This window comes from Acinetobacter sp. 479375, from assembly GCF_000581715.1.
Taxonomy (GTDB): domain Bacteria; phylum Pseudomonadota; class Gammaproteobacteria; order Pseudomonadales; family Moraxellaceae; genus Acinetobacter; species Acinetobacter ursingii.
Window position 1 is genome coordinate 26,326 of sequence record NZ_JEZN01000004.1, and the last position, 21,814, is coordinate 48,139.

Sequence of the window (21,814 nt, forward strand, 5' to 3'; positions counted from 1 at the left end):
CAATCTCTGATAATAATTAATATTTAAATTCAACACTTGCGACCACATTACGGCCTGCCTCGGCAGAACGATCACGCAACGCATTAATGCTTCCACTGGTACTAGTCGCGGTATTTAATGTGCCTACACTTGAATAATTCCAATAGGTTTTGTCAAAAATATTATTTAAAGAGACATTGAATTTCATATTTTTATTGACGTTCCAATAAGCGGACAAATCAAATACGGTATAGCCTTTCACAGGAATATAGTTTGAGTTGGTTGAATAGGTACTCACATCCTGCGATGCGGTTTTACTATCCACAGCAGTCGTTGTAAACCCAAGACCGTAGACATGCTCAGGATCATCATAAGCAAGTGTTAGACTGGCTTTTGCAGGAGTAACAGAGTTTACCCCACTCTTTTTGCCATCGTTATCTTTGGCGCGGCCTCTGGTTTTACCTGCAACCAAAGCTACACTAAAACCATCTGCATCATGAATAAAATGTTCAAGATCTACACGTGTAGAAAGCTCCCCGCCCCAAATTGCAGCTTGTGCCAGATTTTCTGCTTCATAACATAAAAACACGCCTGAAACGGTACATTCAGATGCTGGTAAAGATTTATAATCAATGAAATTATCATATTTGGTATAAAACCCAGTTAAATCCAGTTTTATCCCTTCAATCGAATCATTTCTTAGCCCTATCTCAAATGCATCACTGGTTTCTTTGTCTAAATTTGAGTTACCCGCCAAATAATATGAATTGGTAGACGTGGTCTGGAAATAACTGCCTAACTCTGTTGCACTTGGAACACGTGTACCACGAGTGTATTTGGCATAAGTATAATTGTAAGGCGTTAACTGATAACTCAGTGACAATCCTGGCGATAAATAATTAAAATCTTTAGCAGAAAAACCTGAATAATTTGAATTCTCTGGTTTAATTTCTTGGCGTTCTGCACGTAAAGACGGGGTCAATCTTAAAGCACGATCGAACACATCAAAGGTCATGCTATCTGACACATAGGCAGCGTAACGATTGACTTTAGAATCAGACAAATAACTTCCCTGATATAAAGTTGATGCGGTTGGAGCGCCATTACGCAATTCTTTACGATCACTTGAATATTTCTTTTGATCTACTAACAGACCATATTCAAAATGATGCACACCAAGATATTTTTCGGCATCGAGTTTGATGCCCGTATTTTCTTCTTTAAAGGTATTATTAACATCACGATAATAAGTCGCAGCTTTATAGCCCGTACGGGTATCATTATGTGATTCCTGATACCAAGCTTTGGCTTTCAACTGATCGAATAAACTAAAGTTACTTGGCTTAAATCGATAATCCAGACTGTATTGTTCGCGTTCAATATTCTGGTTTTGTGTACCATCTCCATAGGTGATCCCCGTATAGGTAGAACCATCCATCTTACTAATATCATTTTTCTTTTTATAATAATCCGCGGTAAAACCCAATTGATGCTGTTGATTAATGTCCCAGATGATACGACCTAAAATAGCATCAGATTTCCAGTCAGCAGGAAATTGTTTGGTATCAGAATTACCTTGAATTTCTTTACCATCACGATGCGCATAAGCAATCAATGCTTTAAGCGTATCATTTCCAACAGCACCTGTAACCGAACTTAACCACGCTTCATCTGCCGAGCTATAACCCGCTTTCGCAGTAGCAGCTACATTTTTCCCATCTATCAGATAATCTTCAGGTGATTTAGTCTTGAATGAAACACGTCCACCAATCCCGTCTGTTGAAGCACCCGTTGTACCTGATTGGATATTCACTGTTTGAAACATTTCAGGATCAATATAGTCACGTCCCGCAGCACTATTTCGCATACTTGCACCTGTCCAAGTCGCAACAGTTGAATCTGCGATATCAATACCATCAACATCTAGCCCTACCCGATTACCATCAATCCCACGAATGTTATAACTACTGGTACCTGAGCCTGCATAAAAAGCACTCGCCCCATTGGCTGCAAATGGCGCACTCACCAAAGGCAAATATTTCACAATACTGGCCATATCTGTTGCACCTGTTCGATCTAAATTATCTCGACTAATGCTCGTCACAGAAGATGGAACGTTATCTTCCTTTTCGGCATACACCGTAATAACAGAAAGCTTAGTATAGTGATTTGAATCAGCCGTTTTACTTTCTTCTGCCGCCAAGAGACTCGTGGAGACTGGCACCATCAACATGCCAAGACATACCGCTAAATAGTGCGGTTTCAATCGAATTTGCGGATTGACCTTATTTATGGACGTGAACTGATTCTGAGGACGAGACATAACCCACCAATAAATGATAAAACTAAAGATAATGATTACTATTCAATAAATTAATTTATGCAGTTTTAGTCCTGATAAATTGCAGGAGAAATAAAGAATGAATAGACTTAAATGAGAATGATAATCAAAAGTAATAATATTTGCTACAAAAAAATTACAGAAAATTGACATCCTGATTAATTTACAAGCATTTATAGATTCAATGACTTAAAAGATCGCCATAAATATTATTTGAATAATTTTCACATAAACCAAGAAAATTGACATAAAAAAAGACCATGCAGGAGCATGGTCTGTTAAATGGTGGCTATGACGGGACTTGAACCTGTGACCCCAGCATTATGAGTGCTGTGCTCTAACCAACTGAGCTACATAGCCGAAAACTGTGCGCGCATTATCCAAAGTTATCTGAGATACGTCAAGCAAATTTTTCATAAAATTAGTGAAGTGGACCTGTAAGCCGGGTTCTGTCGAGGACGATCATTCCTCTAGGCGTACAATCACTCATACGCTCAAGCGACCTACCCGAATCCAGTACGGGCCGTACCTCAGGATTCCTATTTGGTCTTGCTTCTGGTGGGGTTTACCATGCCGTGAACTGTTACCAGACACGCGGTGCGCTCTTACCGCACCCTTTCACCCTTACCTCACGAATGAGGCGGTCTACTCTCTGCTGCACTTTCCGTCGACTTTCGCCGCCCAGGCGTTACCTGGCACCCTGCCCTATGAAGCCCGGACTTTCCTCCCCTGCTTCAGTCACGAAGACCTCCACAGCAGCGACCGTCCAGTCCACTTCAGGAGCGCATAGTAGCAAAGATTTGGATTAATTGCTTGTGCTTTTTTGATCAATTAGTTTTTGATACTTTTGCAAAAGCTCCCCATGTGTTTCAACATGGTCAGGATCTTTAGGAATGCAATCAACAGGGCAAAATAACTGACATTGCGGTTCATCAAAATGTCCCACACATTCAGTACACAGATCTGGATGAATCTCGTAAATCACGTCGCCCATAAAAATTGCCTCGTTGGGGCATACGGGTTCACAGACATCGCAATTGATGCATTCATCAGTAATAATGAGTGACACTCTACCAACCTTGTTGATGTTTGCGTTCGAAGGCTTCCACCACAGCTTGCGGGACAAACTTGGCGACATCTCCTCTTAAACGCGCAATTTCACGAACTAAAGTCGATGAAATAAAGGAATATTGTTCAGACGGGGTTAAAAACACGGCTTCAAAATGTGAATCTAATTGACGGTTCATATTCGCCAATTGAAATTCGTATTCAAAATCAGATACAGCGCGTAAACCTCGTAATACTGCTGTTGCATTTTGTTCGCGAAAAAAATTGACCAGTAAGCCATCAAATCCAACAAACTCAACATTGGGTAAATGGCTTAAAGAGGCTTTGGCCAACGCCACACGCTCTTCTAAACTAAAGACAGGGTTCTTATGATGTCCAATCGCAATGGCGACCACAACTTCATCAAACATTCGTGAGGCGCGAGTGACCAAATCAATATGTCCATTGGTGATTGGGTCAAATGTACCTGGATAGATAACACGTGCTTTAGTCATCCATTTTTACTCTAGTTTATTTTCTGAGAGTTGTATTCTAGCAAATCTTGATTTCTTAGCGAAGACATCGTATCAATAAGCCACCTGATTAAAATGAAAAAACTTCACCTCTGTCACTGTTTCAGGCACAATAGCTTAACTTTGGAATTTTTAAGATTATGGCGAAAGCAGTAGTAGTGAAGAAAAATAACGGCGGCACCATTGCGCAGAATAAACGCGCGCGCCACGATTATTTTATTGAAGAAAAATTTGAAGCAGGTATTGCGCTGCTAGGTTGGGAAGTAAAATCTTTACGTGCAGGTCGCATGAGCCTGACCGAAAGTTATATTATTTTTAAAAATAGTGAAGCCTATTTGTTTGGTGCACAGATTCAACCTTTACTTTCTGCATCCACACATATCGTTCCTGAAGCAACGCGTACCCGTAAATTGTTATTGTCTCGTAGACAAATTGAACAATTGATGGGTGCAGTCAATCAAAAAGGTTATTCGTGTGTACCTTTAGCATGTTACTGGAAAGGTCATCTGGTCAAACTGGAAATTGCGTTGGTGAAAGGTAAGCAGCAACACGATAAACGTGCGACTGAAAAAGACCGTGATTGGCAGCGTGATAAAGCAAGGTTAATGCATAAATAATTTGATGTATAAACAATTAAATGAATACAAAAGCCTCTGAATTTACTTTTTGGAGGCTTTTTCTTTCTCTGCACAATTTAAACGATAGAGCACACCCGCAATATACTCCCCAAACCATATGGCAGTATCAAGATCACCTTTAGGCGGGGTAATCTCAACAGGAGCATTATCGGATTGAGTCATCAAGCCTAAACAACTTGAAAGTCGATTTAAATCTGTTTCTGTAGAACCCGTTGCCATTAATGGCAATCCAGACCAAAGCATACCGTGCTGCATCGCAAAAATATTGAGTTGTTGAAGGACTGCGAGTTTATCACCACTTAAACCACCCGAGTTAGCAAATCCAGCGGCAAGTTTGCCTTGCCAGAGTCGATTTTTCCAACGCTTAGATGTACTATCCATAAAGTTTTTAAAATCAGCCGAAACGCTTCCCATATAAGTGGGAGACCCGAAAATAATCCCGTGTGCCGCATCCAGAGCATCCCAGTCAATATGTTCAATCGACATTAAATGCACATCAATAGCTAAGGTTTTTGCACCTTGTGCAATATACGACGCAACTTTGGCAGTATGTCCATAAGGGCTATGATAAACAATACAAAGTGATTTTTTGAGCAGTGACATAAATCAATCAAACTGATAGTACTTTGAAAGTTTACCACTTTTATCGGATAAAAACGAATGTCGCCATGCGTCCTGTTTTGGCATTACGCCGATAAGAATAGTATTCATCTTGTTGACGGTAAGAGCATTGATCGCCGCCGAGTATTAACTCTATTCCATGCTGCTCCAGGATATAACGTGCAATGGCATAAAGATCCGCATAAAACTTATCATCCTGTTTGCCTTGTTCAAAAGCCATATCCAATTCTGGGTATTTTTCACAGAACGTTTTCTTGACCTCAATCCCCACCTCAAAACAGGGCTGACTAATCGCAGCACCCAGCCAAGCCCATGTCGCGCCACTTTGCATGGCTTCGATGGTATTTTCAATTATTCCACCCGCAAGACCACGCCAACCTGCATGTAAATTCGCAACTTCTGTACCATCCCGATTGCCCAAAACCACAGGCAGACAATCAGCCGTCATCATCATCAGCGCATGGCCTTTGGTCTGAGTGACTAACCCATCTCCAACCAGTGCATCAAATGTCATTTGTTCATTAACAGTGTGGCAAATGGTGCTATGGGTTTGGGTCATCCATGTGATTTTATTAACCCCATATTCGGCAAACTCATTCAGCAATATCATACGATGCTGCTGAACGCGCTCAGGATCGTCATTGACATGTAAAGCCAGATTAAATCCAGCCAAACCAGCATGAATACTTGGCAGCGCCCCAGCATGTTGAATGGTGGTCTGTCCCACATAAACACCTTGTGGTAAACCCTGCACAAAATTCATGAACTGATTCCTTTAATCTTGAATGGAGTTTTTCATAAGCCCCTTTTATTTCCTCCTTAGGAAAAAAAGAGGGCTTAAATAGTTATGAAAAAAACTTAATAAGCCGCATTGTCCTGACGCAAGACTTCAACCAAATAACTAAAATCTTCTGGCCACGGTGCTTCAAACATCATATTTTCGCGAGTACGCGGATGAACCAGACCCAGTTTGGAAGCATGTAAAGCCTGACGCTTGAAAGCACGTAAGGTAATATTTAAACGTTCACTTGCTCCCGCAGGAACACGAACTCGATTCATATAGACAGAATCGCCCACCAAACCATGGCCGATATAACTAAAATGCACCCGAATCTGATGCGTCCGCCCCGTTTCAAGTTGTGCCTGTACACGCGTAAAGTTTTGGAAACGCTCTTTGACATTATAATGCGTTACCGCATCACGCCCGCCCGGAAGGATAGCCATTTTAATACGGTCAACTGGATGACGTTTAATCGGCTCATCAATAGTCCCGCCAGCCACAATATTGCCATAAACAATTAAATCGTAAATGCGGTAAACCGATTTATCTGCAAGTTGTTTACTTAAAGAAAACTGTGCTTCGAGATTTTTGGCCACTACCAATAAACCGCTCGTATCTTTATCAATACGATGAACTAATCCTGCTCGGGCTAATTCAGCCGATTTTGGATAGTGATATAGCAAGGCATTAACCAATGTCCCTGAACTATTGCCTGCGCCGGGATGCACCACCATGCCCACAGGTTTATTAATCACTAAAATATCATCGTCTTCATAGACAATGTCCAGTGCAATATTTTCAGGCTGATTAGTGGTCTGAGCCTCAAGCTCGACATTTAAGGTCAATAACTCATTACCTTCACAGCGATATTTGGGCTTTACGATGTTACCATTTACCAACAAATGGCCATCTTTCATCCACTGTTTGAGGCGTTCTCTGGAAAAGTCGCTCCACACGCTGGCTGCGACCTGATCAATGCGTTGTCCCAGATAAATTTCATCAAGCTCCTGTTGCAACGATAAACGTGTTGCAGTTGTGTCAGAATTATGATTATCTGCATCCTCAGAATCTTCAAGTAAGAAGTCTGTTTCTGAGAGATTTGAATGAGAAGATTGTGCTGAAGTCATTTGCTCAAATTGATAAAAGTGGTTTAATAGCGCAATTGTAGCTCATTGCCCGTATATAACAGAGGAGTTTTTATGTCGCTACCAAATTATAAGATTACCATGCTTGCCCTTTCTCTTGGTGTAGCGACTGCAATGGTGGGTTGTAGCAGTAATCCAAAAAAAGAAGTAGTCGATACTGGGCCTAAGTCAAGTGAACTGGTTTATTTTGAAAAAGCGGAAAAATCACTGAGTCGCAAACAATATTCAGACGCAGCAAAGTCCTTAGAAGCAATCGATACCTATTATCCTACGGGTCAATACGCTCAACAAGCGCAACTTGATCTGCTGTACGTCAAATTTCAACAAAAAGATTATGAAGGTGCAATTGCACTTGCAGAACGTTTTATTCGCTTGAATCCACAACATCCTAATGTTGATTATGCCTACTATGTACGTGGCGTGTCCAACATGGAGCTCAATTACGATAGCTTGTTGCGCTATACCTCATTACAACAGTCACATCGCGATGTGAGCTATTTAAAACTGGCTTATCAAAATTTTGTTGACTTTATTCGTCGTTTCCCAAGTAGTGAATATGCGGTCGATGCAGCACAGCGCATGAAATATATTCAGCAAGAACTTGCTGAAAATGAAATTAATGTGGCACGTTTTAATTTAAAACGTCAGGCTTGGCTTGCGGCGGCTGAACGCGCACAATGGGTTGTTGAACATTATCCACAAACACCGCAAACCCCTGAAGCACTCGCAACTTTAGCATATGCCTATGACAAATTAGGTGATCAAGAGCTTAGTCAACAATACACCAATGTATTAAAACTAAACTACCCAGATTTAGTGAAATCTAATGGTAAAGTTGATTTGCGCGCAGCGCGTCATGAGGGAAGCTGGTGGAATCGTGCAACACTGGGTATTTTAGGTCGTGGATCGAAAACCTCAGGCGTTGAAGAAGCAACATCGGATCATCCAACTGAAAAACGCAGCCTGACCAATCGTTTGAGTTTTGGTTTACTGGATAAACCTGAACAGCATGAAGTTGCGCCTATTTCCGCACCACCGGTACAACAAACTGTTCCGAGTATCAGTGTTGTACCAGATACGGTCGCACCACAAACCAATGATGATGATGCTGCCAACTAAACTGGTTTCGTTGTACAGCAAGGCAAGTTCATCTGACTTGCCTTTTTTCATTTTGAGCGCATTGAAATCATCACCATTAGACTGCATCATGTAAAGTGGTCTCAATGACAGCAATATTTTTCGTCCAGACACGGTAATTTTATTATGGCGATTCCACAACATACGATTGATCAAATTCTGGATCGTACAGATCTGGTCGAACTGATTGGTCAGCGGGTAAAGCTTAAGAAAACTGGACGAAGCTATTCGGGCTGTTGCCCATTTCATCAGGAAAAAACCCCTTCTTTCCACGTCTATCGTGACAAAGGCTATTACCATTGCTTTGGCTGTCAGGCCAATGGCAATGCGATTCGCTTTTTAATGGATATTGATAGCCGTAATTTTATCGATGTTATGCAGGAGCTTTCTAGCAAAGCAGGAATCGAATTACCTAAAGATAATTTTGATAATAAAAAACTGTCTTATAAACGCACACCACAAAAACTTGAGCCCAAAGCGATTGCTGCACCAGAAGTCACATCACCAGCAATTACACAGCAAGACCAAGATCCCAATCAGGCTTTTGCCGACGCAGCAAATCTGGAAATGCCTGCTTATTTAGATGATCCTTTTGCACAGTTTGATAGCACCTTTTCTCCTTTTGAGGATATCCCGCAAGAAGGAAATTTATACGACTTACTTGAAAATGTAGCGCAGTTTTATGAGCGACAACTTCCTCACAGTAAAAAAGCACAGAGCTATTTTAAACAACGTGGATTAACAACTGAAACCATTCAGTTCTGGCGGTTAGGTTATGCACCTGAAGATTGGCAACATCTGGAAAAAGCCTTTCCGCAGGACATTGACGGTCTAAAAAAAGTCGGCTTAATTCGTTCCAGTGATAACGGACGGGATTTTGATTTATTGCGTGAACGGGTGATTTTCCCGATTCGTGATCAAAAGGGTCGTGTAGTGGGTTTTGGCGGCCGTGCGCTGAATGATGAAATCAAACCCAAATATATCAATTCACCAGACTCCGATATTTTCCATAAAAATCAATTACTTTATGGACTCTATGAGGGACGAAAACTCAAAGCCCATGACTGGTTGATGGTTGAAGGTTATATGGATGTCATCGCCTTACAACAATATGGCGTTTATGGTGCTGTTGCGACACTTGGCACTGCCAGTAATGCAGATCATCTCACGACCTTATTTAAGCAAAATCCGCGGATTACCATTGCTTTCGATGGAGATGCCGCAGGTCAAAAAGCGGCTCGACGCACGCTGGAAATAGCACTTCCTTTATTAAATGATGGACGTGAACTTAAATTTTTTGTGTTGCCCCATGAACACGATCCAGACTCATTGATTCGTCGTGAAGGCTTAGAAAGTTTTAATCGTCTACTGGATCAGGCTCCGTTATTGTCTGATTTCGTCTTTGCGCATTTAACAGGACAGCACGATATTTCCAGTCCAGAAGGTAAAAGTCTGGTGATGGGCGAACTGAAAGCACTTACTGAGTTATTACCCAAACATGGCTCGTTTCGCTATTTGCTTACCCAATCTTTTAGAGAAAAGTTAGGTTTAGGGCGCAAATGGACGCCACAAATCAGCCATGATGCGTCTTTGTCTTTTAATATTCAGACCAAAGATGAAGATTTTGCACTGGCGATTTTAATGCATCATCCTTATTTGTATATTCACTTTGAAGCCCTACGCGCAGTCATCGATTCCAATGAGTTGCTTGGCAAAACTTTGGCTATTTTCGATCGTATTTTTGATGAATTGCCTGATGATCAGGAATTAGCAACTTATTATGTGCTGGGCGCATGCAGTGCCTATTGCCATGAAATTGCAGACATCATGCAAAGAACCAATATCGAAAGCCTGACACAAGCTCCCGAAATTGCGGATAAACTTGCCAAAGAATATTCTTTAGGATTACAAGAGAAATATTTGAGGCAAAAATTAAAAGCACCGATTTCTCTATTGGAATCACGCAACTTGCGTCAACAGCTCAATGAACTCACCAAGCAGATTGGTCTAAGATTATTATCTTAGCTATAAATTATTTTTTAGGCTTTCGTTCTTTGGCAAACACGTCAGCCAATTCATTCTGCACCCACTCAAAATAATCAGGACTTTCATTTTGCGCCGCTTCACGCAATAAAATTGAAGTCGGATGCAGCATTTTTTGAGTTAAACGATGTGCAAAGTTTGTTAATACCTCTTCTGGATTTTGCCCTGTTTTTAAGGCTTCAAGCGCAAGTGCAAGTTCTGACTGACGTTGTGTCTCGCCATGCTCACGATACGCTTGTATGATGCTCCCTGCCTGCTGAATTTTTTGCTGTGTGACCAGTTGAGTCGCCAACTGATTGACCATCACTTCAGCTTCAACTGCTGCCTGACGACGCTGTGCCAGATTTTCATCAATCACACTTTGCAGATCATCGACACCATACAGATAAACGCCATCCAGACTTTCAACTTTCGGATCGATATCACGTGGTACAGCCAAGTCCACCATGAGCATCTGTTTGTAACGACGTTTTTTCAGCGCAGCACGGACATCTTTATAATGAATGACTTGATGCAAACTACCCGTACAACTCGACACGACATCTGCGCGATGCAAGTGATCTGCTAACTGATTAAATTCTATAATCTCGACATCAACCTGCTGAGCAATTTCCTGTGATAGATTTTCAGCACGTTCACGACTCCGATTACAAATAATAATTTTCGCAACTCCCATTTCTGCCAAATGCTTAGCCACCAGACTATTCATTTCACCAGCAGCAACCACCATCACGGTCAACTGTTCAGGATGGCTAAACACCTGCAAAGCCAGTTGCGCAACAGCATAGCCCATCGACACCGCATGACTACCCACAGCGGTCTCTGTACGAACCCGCTTGGCAGCATAAAACGCATATTCAAAAATTCGATTTAGACTAGGTGAAATGGTGTGCGCTTCTTTAGACAAATTCAGCGCACTTTTGACTTGTCCTAAGATTTGTGGCTCACCGAGCATGAGTGAATCCAGACCACTGGCCACCCGCATCAGATGTGTAACCGCTTGCGCATTTTCGTAACGATAAACATGATGAAGTAATTGTTTTACTTCAATATCATTTGATTGGGCAAGCCAGTCTAGTGCCATGTCCGCATTATCTGCGATGGCGTACACTTCTGTACGATTACAGGTCGAGACCACCACCATATCATTTAAATGGTGATGATCTCGCTGTTCGGCAAGCAAAGCACTCAATCGCTCTGCATTAAAAGCGATTTGTTCTCTCAACTCTACGGAAGCTGTTTGATGATTGACACCCAATGCAAAGAAGGACATATCAGATCATCATTTCGCTAAATTTATGCTATTGTGCAATAACGGTGTCATAAAAAGCATACTTAGATTACGGAAAAATGGATTACTAAAATTGCGTCAAATGAATTGCCGAATTAATGGTACGTCGATTAGACAATATTCTACCACATTCTTACTGTTAGGAAGCATGGCATCATCAGCGCATGTACGTGCTGTGACTGATTTTTATCCAATTCAACCCAATACAGAAGCACTTAAGCAAAGTATGATTGCTGAGTTTGCACTGGCTTATGACGACATTCCAACCGCAATCCATAACTACACCGTTTTAGCCATTAAGAGCAATTCACCCGCCATTAAACAACGGGCTTTGGATATTGCACTCGAATATAATGACATGAAAGCGGCACTGGATATTGCCACGCATTGGGTGGTACAAGAGCCAGAAGATGTTCCCGCACTGTTTTATCTGGCCCATATTGCCCTAAAAGCGCATGAATACAAGCTTGCAGCAGATACACTGGATAAAATTTTAAATATTGATCCTAATGCGGATTTGGAACAAATTGTCGCAGGCATTTCACCTGAGTCTGCTGCGGATCGTGCTGACTTACTCAATATTCTGAATTTTAGTAAAGAGAAAAATAACCCTTCGGTGTTGGCCTTAATCGCAGGATTACAAGCACAAAATGGCGAACTCGATCAGGCGCTTACGACCATTAATCGAGCATTGCGAAAACGCCCCAAAGTCACAGGTTTTATTTTAATGAAAGCCAATTTATTGATTGGCTTAAATGATCTGGAAGGCGCTCAACAGTGGTATGCAAAATCAAGCAGACGTCATAAGGATAATCTGGAGGTTCGTTTGGCTGAAGCACGTTTTTTAGTCAAAAACAATGAACCAGAACTGGCACTGGAAAAACTACAAAGCATTATTAAAGACTGGCCAGATGCAGAAGAAGCCAAATTTATTGCAGGCTTAACCAGCATCGATTTAAAACAATACGCAAAAGCCGAGCAATATCTGGTCGATTTACGCTATTCAGCCAAATATCAAAATGAAGCCTATTATTATCTGGCCGTAAATGCTGAACGCAAACAGCATTTTGAAACAGCAAAAGCCTATTATCGACTGGTCGACGGTAGCCTCTATGTCGTTTCACGTCGCAATATGATTGCCATTTTTGAAAAACAAAATAACCTAAATGATGGTTTACGCTTTCTCACCCAAGAGCGCGTCAATTACCCACAACATGCCAGTTTTTTATATCAGGCTCAGGCTGAAATTCTCAAAAAAATGGGCAATAAAAAAGCAGCCATTCGCCTATTAGATGAAGCGATCAAAAGCATTACAGATGATCCTGAACTGATCTACGCCGAAGTGCTGATGCTCGATCCGAATATGGATCGGGATAAACTTGATCGGGCATTAAAGCAATTATTACAGATTGAACCCAATAGCCCGACCTATTTAAATGCCTATGCCTATACCCTTGCCTTGCAAAATCGCCGACTGAACGAAGCCAGAGAATACGCTGAACTTGCACTGGAATATGCACCTGAACAAGCTTCAATATTGGATACGCTAGGCTATATTGCCTTTTTACAAAATGATTTTCCTGCCGCGGCTGATTCATTGGGGAAAGCATATAACTTAAGTCAGAACGTCAATATCGGAGTTCGATTTGCCAAAGCCTTGTACATGCAAGGTGATCTGGACAAATACACTCAAGTTTTACAACAGCTGAAACAAAAGCATGCAAATGATCCACAATTACAACAGCTTGATGGATTAATCTTACCGTTAAGTACCAAAAAGAGTTAATTTATGAATACGCTTTCTCAAACCTGTATTGCACTTTGTTGTTCCAGCGCGTTGTTTTTAACAGGTTGTCAGCATTTTACTCAACCCCAACTGCCAAAGAGCACTCAAGAAAGCGAAAATCAATTTAACCTGCAAGGTAAAATTGGCGTACGCACACCGCAACAATCAGGAAGTGCTTTTTTTACGTGGGCACAACAACAGCAAAACTTTGATATCGAATTAACTGGCATTTTGGGAATGGGTAAAACTCAAATTCAGGGAAAAAATGGCAAGGTTACCCTGAATAGTGCAAAAACAGGACTTATTACAGCATCCTCTCCAGAAGAATTACTCGAACGTGCAACAGGATGGCAAGCTCCGATTACCCACATTATTAGTTGGGTACAAGCCAGACCTGCAACCACGCAGGCTCAAACCACTCAAGATAGCAATGCTCGAATAAACCATATCCAAGAAGATGGCTGGAATGTTGATCTCAGCTATGATGCAGAACAAAAATTACCGAATAAACTTATTTTAAAGCAGACACTTGAAGATAATAAAGAAAACCGTATTACAATGGTCATTCAAAATCGTTAAGTCAAGTGAAGATAATGATTCGGGTTCCCTCTCCTGCGAAACTTAATTTGTTTTTGCATATCACAGGTCGTCGCGCAGATGGCTATCATGAATTGCAAAGCATTTTTGAGTTGATTGATTTATATGACTGGATGAACTTTTATCCAAATGATGATTCAGCCATAGAAATCGCAGGGCTTGAACAAGTCGATCTGAAAAATAATTTAATTTATCGTGCCGCAGAAATATTAAAACCTTATGCCCAAAAATTATGCGGCCTAAAGATTGAAATCGAGAAAAATATCCCGATGGGTGCAGGCTTAGGCGGAGGTTCATCCAACGCTGCCACTACCCTTATTGTGCTCAATCAACTCTGGCAATGTGGTCTCAATATTCAGCAACTGGCAGAGCTTGGATTACAGTTGGGCTCTGACGTTCCTGTGTTTGTGCATGGTCAAAATGCATGGGCAGAAGGTGTCGGTGAACATTTATCATTCATAGACTTAGCTCAAAAACAATACATCATTTTAAAACCTGACTGTTTTATCAGCACTCAATTACTTTTTTCGCAAAAAACATTGACAAGAGATTCCAAGCCTACTACATTTTGCGCCTATCAGTTAAAGCCATCCAGCTTTGGAAATAACTTTGAGCCTATTGCTAGAAGTCTATATCCACAGGTTGATGAAGCGATGCATTATTTAGATCAATTTGGTCAGGCAAAGCTTACAGGAACAGGTGCTTGTGTTTTTACTGAGATCAATGCTGAAATGAATATTGTTGAAATTGTTGAAAATGCGCCATGTAAAGCTTATGTGGTGAATAGTTTAAAACAATCTCCACTCTATGATTTTCAACTTTGAAGATAGGGGCGTCGCCAAGTGGTAAGGCACCGGGTTTTGATCTCGGCATCCGTTGGTTCGAATCCAGCCGCCCCTGCCAATCACATCTGAGATTTCTGTATTAGGGGCGTCGCCAAGTGGTAAGGCACCGGGTTTTGATCTCGGCATCCGTTGGTTCGAATCCAGCCGCCCCTGCCATTACAGATTTCACATTAGGGGCGTCGCCAAGTGGTAAGGCACCGGGTTTTGATCTCGGCATCCGTTGGTTCGAATCCAGCCGCCCCTGCCATTTACATCATGAAAGTCAGACTGGTTTTTACTTTGTTTTTTGTTGAATTTTCTTGACATAAACAGGTAAAAATATTAAAGTTCTGCCGCATTAGGGGCGTCGCCAAGTGGTAAGGCACCGGGTTTTGATCTCGGCATCCGTTGGTTCGAATCCAGCCGCCCCTGCCATATAACAGATTGTTCCTTAAACTACCCGTTAGAAAAATGAAATATTTTTCTTTTGCGCTCGGGCAAAGCATTGCTTTACCCCTTTGGAAAATCATGCTTTTTTCCCTTGCGCTCGGGTGAAGCGTTGCTTCACGTAATCCTCGCTCAGGTGCTTCATGCCCAATCTTGTCGTTTTTAGTGGAACTGCTCATCCACAATTTGCTCAAAAAGTCGTTAGTCATTTGCACATCCCTCTGGGAGCCGCTGCTGTAGGTAAATTTTCTGATGGTGAAATCACTGTCGAAATTACTGAGAATGTGCGTGGCAAAGACGTTTTCATTGTTCAGCCTACCTGTGCACCCACCAACGATAACCTGATGGAAATTCTGGTGATGGCTGATGCCTTGCGTCGTGCCAGTGCGGGACGTATTACGGCTGTGATTCCATATTTTGGTTATGCCCGTCAAGACCGTCGTCCACGTTCAACGCGTGTACCTATTACTGCAAAAGTCGTTGCAGATATGCTGACTACAGTTGGTATTGACCGTGTGGTGATGATTGACTTACATGCTGACCAAATTCAGGGCTTCTTTGATATTCCTGTCGATAACATTTATGGTACTCCTGCATTGCTTGCTGACTTACGTCAACAACAGCATCACAACTTAATGGTCGTTTCGCCAGATGTTGGTGGTGTTGTTCGTGCTCGTGCAGTGGCCAAGCAAATGGGCGATATTGATTTAGCGATTATCGATAAACGTCGTCAAAAAGCCAATGAATCGCAAGTGATGCATTTGATTGGTGATGTAAAAGACCGTGATTGCGTCATTGTTGATGACATGGTCGATACAGCAGGTACATTGTGTAAAGCAGCCGATGCACTTAAACAATTTGGTGCGCGCCGTGTGATTGCCTATGCAACTCACCCTGTTCTTTCAGGTAAAGCGATTGAAAACCTGACTAATTCTGTGATTGATGAACTGGTTGTGACAGATACCATTCCTCTTTCTGTAGAAGCGCAGAACTTAGGCAAGATTCGTCAAGTCTCAGTTGCGGGCATGGTCGCTGAAACAATTCGTCGTATTAATAACGAAGAATCTATTAGCGCAATGTTCGATAGTTATCTATAATAGCGCAGCTTTTTTTCTAAACCCTAGCCTTGGCTGGGGTTTTCTATCACTAAACTGGTCGCAAGTTTAGTTTATTTAAACCTTAATGAGGATTTACTCATGGCAAATTTCGTATTAAACGCTCAAGCGCGTGCTGACGACAAACAAGGGAAAGGTGCGAGCCGCCGCCTTCGTCGTGAAGCATTAATTCCTGCTATCATCTATGGCGGTAATGCAGAGCCTGTAACAGTCACTTTAGAACTTCGTGAACTTGTTAAAGCGTTAGAAAACAATTCATTCTTTGAAGAAGTTGTTGAAATCAAAATTGGTGACAAAGTTGAAAACGTTAAAATCCAAGCGTTGCAACGTCATCCTGCTAAAAACACACCAATGCACGCAGACTTTAAACGCGCTTAAGTTGTGTTGAGCGTAAATTAGTGTCAAATATTTCGCTAATTGTTGGTTTGGGCAATCCCGGTGCGGAATATGCTCAAACCCGCCATAATGCAGGTTTCTGGTTTGTTGAACAACTTGCAGATCAATATGGTATTACCCTCAAAAAAGATCCAAAATTTAACGGTTATACTGGGCGTGGTACAATACAAGGACATGATGTTCGTCTATTGATTCCAACCACATTCATGAACCGCTCTGGTCAAAGTGTTGTTCCCTTTGCCAAATTCTATCAAATTGCCCCCGAATCCATTTTAATTGCTCATGACGAATTGGATATGAATCCTGGTGTCATTCGCCTAAAAAGTGGTGGTGGTCATGGTGGTCACAATGGTCTGCGTGACATTGTTCCGCATATTGGTTCAAATTTCCATCGCTTACGCATTGGTATTGGTCATCCTGGTTCGAAAGAACGTGTTTCAGGACATGTACTGGGTAAAGCCCCTAAAGATGAACAACAGTTGATGGATGATGCAATTCATCATGCATTAAGCAAAGTGAAATTGATGGTCGATGGACAAATTTCACAGGCAATGAATCAAATCAACGCCTATAAACCCAATTAATATGATTTGTCGAATATTGCTGCTTGCCATACGCATCTTTTAAGAGCAAAATGCGCATGCAAATGCCGACTCAAAAAGTCAGATTACGTTTCAACCATAAGATCATACGCTTAGGTCAACTCAGGAGACGCTAGCCATGCTATCTCGTTTATTAAAATGCAAAATTCACCGTGCAGTGGTTACGCATGCCGAACTTCACTACGAAGGTTCTTGTGCAATTGACGGCGTATTAATGGATTTAGCAGGAATTCGCGAATACGAAGAAATTCATGTCTGGAACGTCACCAACGGTAAACGTTTTGCGACTTATGCGATTCGTGGTGAAGACAATTCGGGTATTATTTCAGTCAATGGTGGCGCAGCACATCAGGCTGATGTGGGTGATCTTGTGATTATTGCAACATTTGGTGACTTTACTGAAGCCGAAGCAAATGCCCATAAACCACGTTTAGTTTATGCGAATCCAGATAACACTGTAAATCACACTGCAAACTGTATCCCAGTGCAAGTGGCTTAAAAATTAGAAATGAATAAAAAGCTCGCATTTGCGGGCTTTTTTATGCCTATTTGAAATAAGCTTTGAACCTATTGTTCTAAAAAAGTACTCGTTTTTTAGTTGAAAAAGACTATAATTATTGAACATCGCTTCAGGGCGGGGCGTAATTCCCCACCGGCGGTAAACTCAACATGAGTAAGCCCGCGAGCGCTTGGCTGTATCTGGTCAATCGCAGATTTGGTGCAAATCCAAAGCCGACGGTATAGTCCGGATGAAAGAAGACGACGTTCCACAGTAGAACATTTCTGTTCTATTGTCACGACCCTATTTCTGCATCAGTCCTGAAATGTTTAACCGTAACTTTACGAGAGCATTTCACATGTCTAGTTTAATTCAACCTGAAATTTTCTTTTCAGCTCTATCCCCTGCCGAACAACGAATTCAACAAGCCTTAGAAGATATACGTCAAGGTAAACCTGTTTTGGTGATGGACGATTTTGACCGCGAAAATGAAGCGGATCTGATCATTGCCGCAGAAACATTAAATGTAGACACCATGGCACGCATGATCCGTGATGGTTCTGGAATTGTCTGTTTTTGCTTAACGGAACAGCTTGCCGACCATTTAGACTTACCGCCAATGGTACAAAATAACTCAAGTCAGTTTCATACTGCATTTACTGTGACGATCGAAGCAGCTCAAGGCGTAACTACGGGTGTATCTGCACAGGATCGCGTCACTACAATTCATACCGCGATTAAAGATGGTGCTGTTGCTGGTGACCTCAATCGCCCTGGCCATGTATTTCCTTTACGTGCGCGTAATGGTGGCGTTTTAACACGTCGGGGGCATACTGAAGCAACTATTGATCTAGCTCGAATAGCAGGTTTAAAACCAGCAGGTGTGTTGTGTGAACTTACGAATCCAGACGGGACAATGGCAGCAGGTATTCAGGTTTTAGCTTATGCTCAAACCCATCACCTCACCGTGATTACCATTGAAGAGTTAGTTCAATATCGAATGGAACATCATCTCTAAAAATGATGAAGAGGACTGATCCCGAATCTTAAACCTTCGGGATTTCTTATTTACTGTTCCAAAAACCCAAACCATATATCGGCCATTTCTGGCTCGCTTTAATATTATTCACTAACCATGCAATCGCCACCAATGCCAGTGCACCCGTCAATACTGGAAAAATTAAGAAACTCCATGAGTAATGGACAGTTTGAGCCGTGAGTAAAATCACCAAAGGATTTGCACCCGCGGGTGGATGTACACAACGTAGTAATTGCATTAAAGCAATTGCACAGCCTACCGCCAATGCAATGCTAAGGAAATGAATCCCCAAAACTTTTAAAAAAACTAAACCAACCAATGCTGAAATGAAATGCCCAAAAATAATATTTCTTGGTTGTGCCAAAGGCGACTGTGAAACTGCATAAAGTAATACACAGGTTGCACCAAACGGCGCCATAATCCACAAATGGCCTGACCATTGTCCGAGGCATAACAACAAAGCAATACTGAGCGTTCCACCGATTAAACCTCGTAAAATATCAGCATATGCTGGTCTAGGTGCCAATTTTTCTTTGCCCATAAGAATTGAAAACATGAATGATCTCTTCGTTGATTTTGTCACGGCAACACGTTACAATCCAAATAGTACAGATCTGTACTATTTTAATCAAGAGAAAGTTGAATGTCTAAATCTGCCAATAAAATTCTAGCAACCGCGGAAGAATTGTTTAATCGCGATAGCTTTAATGCTGTTGGAGTCGATTTAATTCGGGACGAATCAGGCTGTTCTAAAACTACGATGTATACGTATTTCAAAAATAAACAACAGTTGGTCATGAACGTTTTAACAGAACGAGATCAAAGATTTAGAGAAAGCCTACAAAATTTTGTAGGTGAAGCACAGGACATTGAAGCACTTGATAAAATTTATGATTGGCATATTCAGTGGTTTCAACAAGATCATTTTAAAGGCTGTCTATTCATTCGCGCAGTGGCTGAGTCAACCAGCAAAGAAAATGAAATACATGAGATTTCTAAAGCTCATAAGCAATGGATTTATTTATTTATTTCAGCAAAAGTGCAAAATTTAAAACACGCTGATGCGATTACTGAATTATGTTATAACTTTATTGAAAGTTTAATAAGCCGTTTTTTGGTAGAAGGCTTTAATCAAGACATAGCGGATCAGAATAAGTCTCTATTGAAATTACTTATAGGTAAATTACAGTAATCATGCTCAGTCTAAGATTCTTCGACTATCGGTAGCAAATGAGTACGCATCCCATCTGCGCGTAACCACGCAAAATCATAACTGGCCTGTGCTAAAGACAGAATTCGTCTTTCAAACTCCACCCATAACGGTTTAACCTGATCAACTGTAATTGCTAGTCCACTTTCATCAGCCAGATGCTTATTTTTTTCACATAATTTCAGTGCATGATAAAGCTTACGTCCAGTTGTAGCATGTTCAAGTACACGAACACGCTTTAACTCTAGAAATTGCATCACCACGATTAAATTGGCATTGGGTAACATCGGAATCAAAATTTGATCCAATTGCAAATCCAAGCGTTTCCATATCGTCAACTGCTGTTCGGAAGTGAAGGTATTCCAACGAATAATTTCATGATTAAAACGTCGACAGCCACGACATACGTTGTCCCCGAACGTGGTCGAACAACGTCCTGCACATGGGGTTATCGTTGGAATGCGGCGATCATTACTCAAAATTTGTCTCTCTGCGTAAAGCCCCAATCAAATGGAGCTTCGTTTATTCCAGTTCATCTGCTTATACTATATCTTGTATGCAATGAAATTTTAACCACAATACTTGGTATTTTGAATAGAAATACGACAGTTATTTGATGTATATCTTCACACCGCGGATATCTCACTGTAATCAGAAAGATTTTATTATGAGCTAAATACTTTTTTTAGATTTTGAAATAATCCCTATGAAATGTATTACTTTCTCGCCTAATTCTATATTTCGCGCTAAAATACGCGCCAGAATTTTTCTCTCATCTTTTGGAGTTTTCCATGAACGCTACTGTAGAACAGCTTGCACCTGTAGAACAGCAAGCGACCACTGATTGGGTTGTTGCCGCGCTATATCAATTCAAAGAAGTCAATGATGCTGCCGATTTACAGCAACGTCTTCTGGATCTAGTCAAAACCATCAATCTGTGTGGAACTCTGATCGTTGCAAGTGAGGGAATTAACGGTACGGTTGCGGGTGATCGTCAGGCCATCGATACGATTCGTCAGTTTTTATTGAATGAAGGTTTTCAGGCGATGGAATACAAAGAGTCACTAAGCTCTGAAAAACCGTTTCGTAAAATGAAGATCAAACTTAAACAAGAAATTGTGACCTTAGGTGTTGAGGTCAAACCACGTGATTTAGTCGGCCATTATCTTGATCCCAAAGAATGGAACGAACTGATTAGCCGTGACGATGTGATATTGGTCGATACCCGCAATGACTATGAATATAAAGCGGGAACATTTAAAGGCGCGATTGATCCAAAAACTGAAACTTTTCGTGAGTTTCCAGAATACGTTAAACAAAATCTGGAACAGCACAAAGACAAAAAAATTGCCATGTTTTGTACAGGCGGGATTCGCTGTGAAAAATCAACTTCTTTACTTTTGCAAGAAGGTTTTAACGAGGTTTATCATCTCAAAGGCGGTATTTTAAAATATCTAGAAGAAACGCCTGCCGAAGAAAGCTTATGGGAAGGCGAATGTTTTGTATTCGATGGTCGAACTGCGGTGACGCATGGCGTGGAAGAAGGTCAGAATATCAAATGTCATGCCTGTGGCTGGCCTTTAACTCCTGAAGAATCAGCTTTACCAAGTTATGAACATGGCGTGTCATGCGTGTACTGTATCGACAAAACTTCTGAGAAACAAAAAGAAGGTTTCCGTATGCGTCAGTCACAAATTGCCGCCGCAAAACGTAAGCGTCTTTAAGATTTCTATGCATTCATGA

General features: G+C 41.3%; 22 protein-coding genes, 5 tRNA genes, 1 other RNA gene and 1 riboswitch. Of the genes, 17 read left to right on the forward strand and 11 right to left on the reverse strand.

Features of this window, described 5'->3' with window-relative positions; genetic code table 11:
* Positions 1–16 precede the first annotated feature (16 nt).
* The 5 genes from J500_RS04910 to coaD all read right to left on the reverse strand — a co-directional run bounded on the left by J500_RS04910 (position 17) and on the right by coaD (position 3,882).
* Positions 17–2,302 (reverse strand): TonB-dependent hemoglobin/transferrin/lactoferrin family receptor, encoded by a 2,286-nt coding sequence (locus J500_RS04910; protein WP_004996319.1) that lies wholly within the window; start codon positions 2,300–2,302, stop codon positions 17–19.
* Between the two features lie 301 nt (positions 2,303–2,603).
* Positions 2,604–2,680: transfer RNA gene (locus J500_RS04915), tRNA-Met, on the reverse strand.
* A 62-nt stretch (positions 2,681–2,742) separates the two neighbouring features.
* An RNA gene (gene rnpB / locus J500_RS16900) (RNase P RNA component class A) lies at positions 2,743–3,098 on the reverse strand.
* 27 nt (positions 3,099–3,125) lie between these two features.
* On the reverse strand, positions 3,126–3,389 hold the full coding sequence (locus J500_RS04920; RefSeq protein ID WP_010588836.1) for a YfhL family 4Fe-4S dicluster ferredoxin: 264 nt from the start codon (positions 3,387–3,389) through the stop codon (positions 3,126–3,128).
* Position 3,390: 1 nt separating this feature from the next.
* On the reverse strand, positions 3,391–3,882 hold the full coding sequence (gene coaD, locus J500_RS04925) for a pantetheine-phosphate adenylyltransferase (RefSeq protein WP_004990612.1): 492 nt from the start codon (positions 3,880–3,882) through the stop codon (positions 3,391–3,393).
* A 158-nt stretch (positions 3,883–4,040) separates the two neighbouring features.
* On the opposite strand from coaD, the gene smpB reads away from it, so the two are divergent.
* On the forward strand, positions 4,041–4,517 hold the full coding sequence (smpB, locus tag J500_RS04930) for an SsrA-binding protein SmpB (protein ID WP_004990613.1): 477 nt from the start codon (positions 4,041–4,043) through the stop codon (positions 4,515–4,517).
* Between the two features lie 42 nt (positions 4,518–4,559).
* On the opposite strand, the gene J500_RS04935 is transcribed toward smpB, so the two are convergent.
* The 3 genes from J500_RS04935 to rluD all read right to left on the reverse strand — a co-directional run bounded on the left by J500_RS04935 (position 4,560) and on the right by rluD (position 7,067).
* The gene (locus J500_RS04935; protein ID WP_004996317.1) at positions 4,560–5,141 is read right to left on the reverse strand and encodes a flavodoxin family protein; all 582 of its coding nucleotides are present in this window, start codon (positions 5,139–5,141) and stop codon (positions 4,560–4,562) included.
* Between the two features lie 40 nt (positions 5,142–5,181).
* A complete protein-coding gene (pgeF, locus tag J500_RS04940; RefSeq protein WP_004996315.1) occupies positions 5,182–5,922 on the reverse strand; it encodes a peptidoglycan editing factor PgeF in 741 nt (246 codons plus the stop codon).
* 95 nt (positions 5,923–6,017) lie between these two features.
* Positions 6,018–7,067, reverse strand: a complete 1,050-nt coding sequence (gene rluD / locus J500_RS04945; RefSeq protein WP_004996314.1) for a 23S rRNA pseudouridine(1911/1915/1917) synthase RluD — start codon at positions 7,065–7,067, stop codon at positions 6,018–6,020.
* 72 nt (positions 7,068–7,139) lie between these two features.
* Here rluD and J500_RS04950 point away from each other — a divergent pair, with 72 nt between their 5' ends.
* Positions 7,140–8,204, forward strand: a complete 1,065-nt coding sequence (locus J500_RS04950) for an outer membrane protein assembly factor BamD (RefSeq protein WP_004996313.1) — start codon at positions 7,140–7,142, stop codon at positions 8,202–8,204.
* A 144-nt stretch (positions 8,205–8,348) separates the two neighbouring features.
* Positions 8,349–10,247 (forward strand): DNA primase, encoded by a 1,899-nt coding sequence (locus J500_RS04955; RefSeq protein ID WP_004996311.1) that lies wholly within the window; start codon positions 8,349–8,351, stop codon positions 10,245–10,247.
* A 7-nt stretch (positions 10,248–10,254) separates the two neighbouring features.
* Here J500_RS04955 and hemA read toward each other — a convergent pair whose 3' ends face one another.
* Positions 10,255–11,538, reverse strand: a complete 1,284-nt coding sequence (hemA, locus tag J500_RS04960) for a glutamyl-tRNA reductase (protein ID WP_004996310.1) — start codon at positions 11,536–11,538, stop codon at positions 10,255–10,257.
* 100 nt (positions 11,539–11,638) lie between these two features.
* Between hemA and J500_RS04965 the strand changes: the two genes are divergently transcribed.
* The 12 genes from J500_RS04965 (at position 11,639) to ribB (ending at position 18,840) form a co-directional block, all read left to right on the forward strand.
* Positions 11,639–13,342, forward strand: a complete 1,704-nt coding sequence (locus J500_RS04965) for a tetratricopeptide repeat protein (RefSeq protein WP_080633170.1) — start codon at positions 11,639–11,641, stop codon at positions 13,340–13,342.
* A gap of 3 nt (positions 13,343–13,345) precedes the next feature.
* Positions 13,346–13,921 (forward strand): lipoprotein insertase outer membrane protein LolB, encoded by a 576-nt coding sequence (gene lolB, locus J500_RS04970; protein WP_004996306.1) that lies wholly within the window; start codon positions 13,346–13,348, stop codon positions 13,919–13,921.
* Positions 13,922–13,935: 14 nt separating this feature from the next.
* Positions 13,936–14,763: a 4-(cytidine 5'-diphospho)-2-C-methyl-D-erythritol kinase gene (gene ispE, locus J500_RS04975; RefSeq protein ID WP_004996305.1), complete on the forward strand. Its 828-nt coding sequence runs from the start codon at positions 13,936–13,938 to the stop codon at positions 14,761–14,763.
* 4 nt (positions 14,764–14,767) lie between these two features.
* Positions 14,768–14,842: transfer RNA gene (locus J500_RS04980), tRNA-Gln, on the forward strand.
* Between the two features lie 23 nt (positions 14,843–14,865).
* Positions 14,866–14,940, forward strand: a tRNA-Gln gene (locus tag J500_RS04985).
* A 16-nt stretch (positions 14,941–14,956) separates the two neighbouring features.
* Positions 14,957–15,031, forward strand: a tRNA-Gln gene (locus tag J500_RS04990).
* 92 nt (positions 15,032–15,123) lie between these two features.
* Positions 15,124–15,198 (forward strand) — tRNA-Gln (locus J500_RS04995).
* A gap of 155 nt (positions 15,199–15,353) precedes the next feature.
* Positions 15,354–16,307, forward strand: coding sequence for a ribose-phosphate pyrophosphokinase (locus J500_RS05000; RefSeq protein ID WP_004990629.1), 954 nt, complete (start codon positions 15,354–15,356; stop codon positions 16,305–16,307).
* 99 nt (positions 16,308–16,406) lie between these two features.
* The gene (rplY, locus tag J500_RS05005; protein ID WP_004990631.1) at positions 16,407–16,703 is read left to right on the forward strand and encodes a 50S ribosomal protein L25; all 297 of its coding nucleotides are present in this window, start codon (positions 16,407–16,409) and stop codon (positions 16,701–16,703) included.
* A gap of 20 nt (positions 16,704–16,723) precedes the next feature.
* A complete protein-coding gene (pth, locus tag J500_RS05010) occupies positions 16,724–17,305 on the forward strand; it encodes an aminoacyl-tRNA hydrolase (RefSeq protein ID WP_004996304.1) in 582 nt (193 codons plus the stop codon).
* Between the two features lie 136 nt (positions 17,306–17,441).
* Positions 17,442–17,822 (forward strand): aspartate 1-decarboxylase, encoded by a 381-nt coding sequence (gene panD / locus J500_RS05015; RefSeq protein WP_004990637.1) that lies wholly within the window; start codon positions 17,442–17,444, stop codon positions 17,820–17,822.
* A 123-nt stretch (positions 17,823–17,945) separates the two neighbouring features.
* Positions 17,946–18,088: riboswitch (FMN riboswitch) on the forward strand.
* Between the two features lie 92 nt (positions 18,089–18,180).
* Complete coding sequence (gene ribB, locus J500_RS05020) at positions 18,181–18,840, forward strand: 3,4-dihydroxy-2-butanone-4-phosphate synthase (protein ID WP_004996303.1); 660 nt, start codon at positions 18,181–18,183, stop codon at positions 18,838–18,840.
* Positions 18,841–18,886: 46 nt separating this feature from the next.
* On the opposite strand, the gene J500_RS05025 is transcribed toward ribB, so the two are convergent.
* Positions 18,887–19,417, reverse strand: coding sequence for an HPP family protein (locus J500_RS05025; protein ID WP_004996302.1), 531 nt, complete (start codon positions 19,415–19,417; stop codon positions 18,887–18,889).
* Positions 19,418–19,504: 87 nt separating this feature from the next.
* On the opposite strand from J500_RS05025, the gene J500_RS05030 reads away from it, so the two are divergent.
* Positions 19,505–20,053, forward strand: coding sequence for a TetR/AcrR family transcriptional regulator (locus tag J500_RS05030; protein WP_004996301.1), 549 nt, complete (start codon positions 19,505–19,507; stop codon positions 20,051–20,053).
* Between the two features lie 11 nt (positions 20,054–20,064).
* On the opposite strand, the gene J500_RS05035 is transcribed toward J500_RS05030, so the two are convergent.
* A complete protein-coding gene (locus J500_RS05035) occupies positions 20,065–20,550 on the reverse strand; it encodes a DUF1289 domain-containing protein (RefSeq protein ID WP_004996300.1) in 486 nt (161 codons plus the stop codon).
* A 312-nt stretch (positions 20,551–20,862) separates the two neighbouring features.
* On the opposite strand from J500_RS05035, the gene J500_RS05040 reads away from it, so the two are divergent.
* The gene (locus tag J500_RS05040; RefSeq protein WP_004996296.1) at positions 20,863–21,795 is read left to right on the forward strand and encodes a rhodanese-related sulfurtransferase; all 933 of its coding nucleotides are present in this window, start codon (positions 20,863–20,865) and stop codon (positions 21,793–21,795) included.
* The last annotated feature ends 19 nt before the right edge of the window (positions 21,796–21,814 follow it).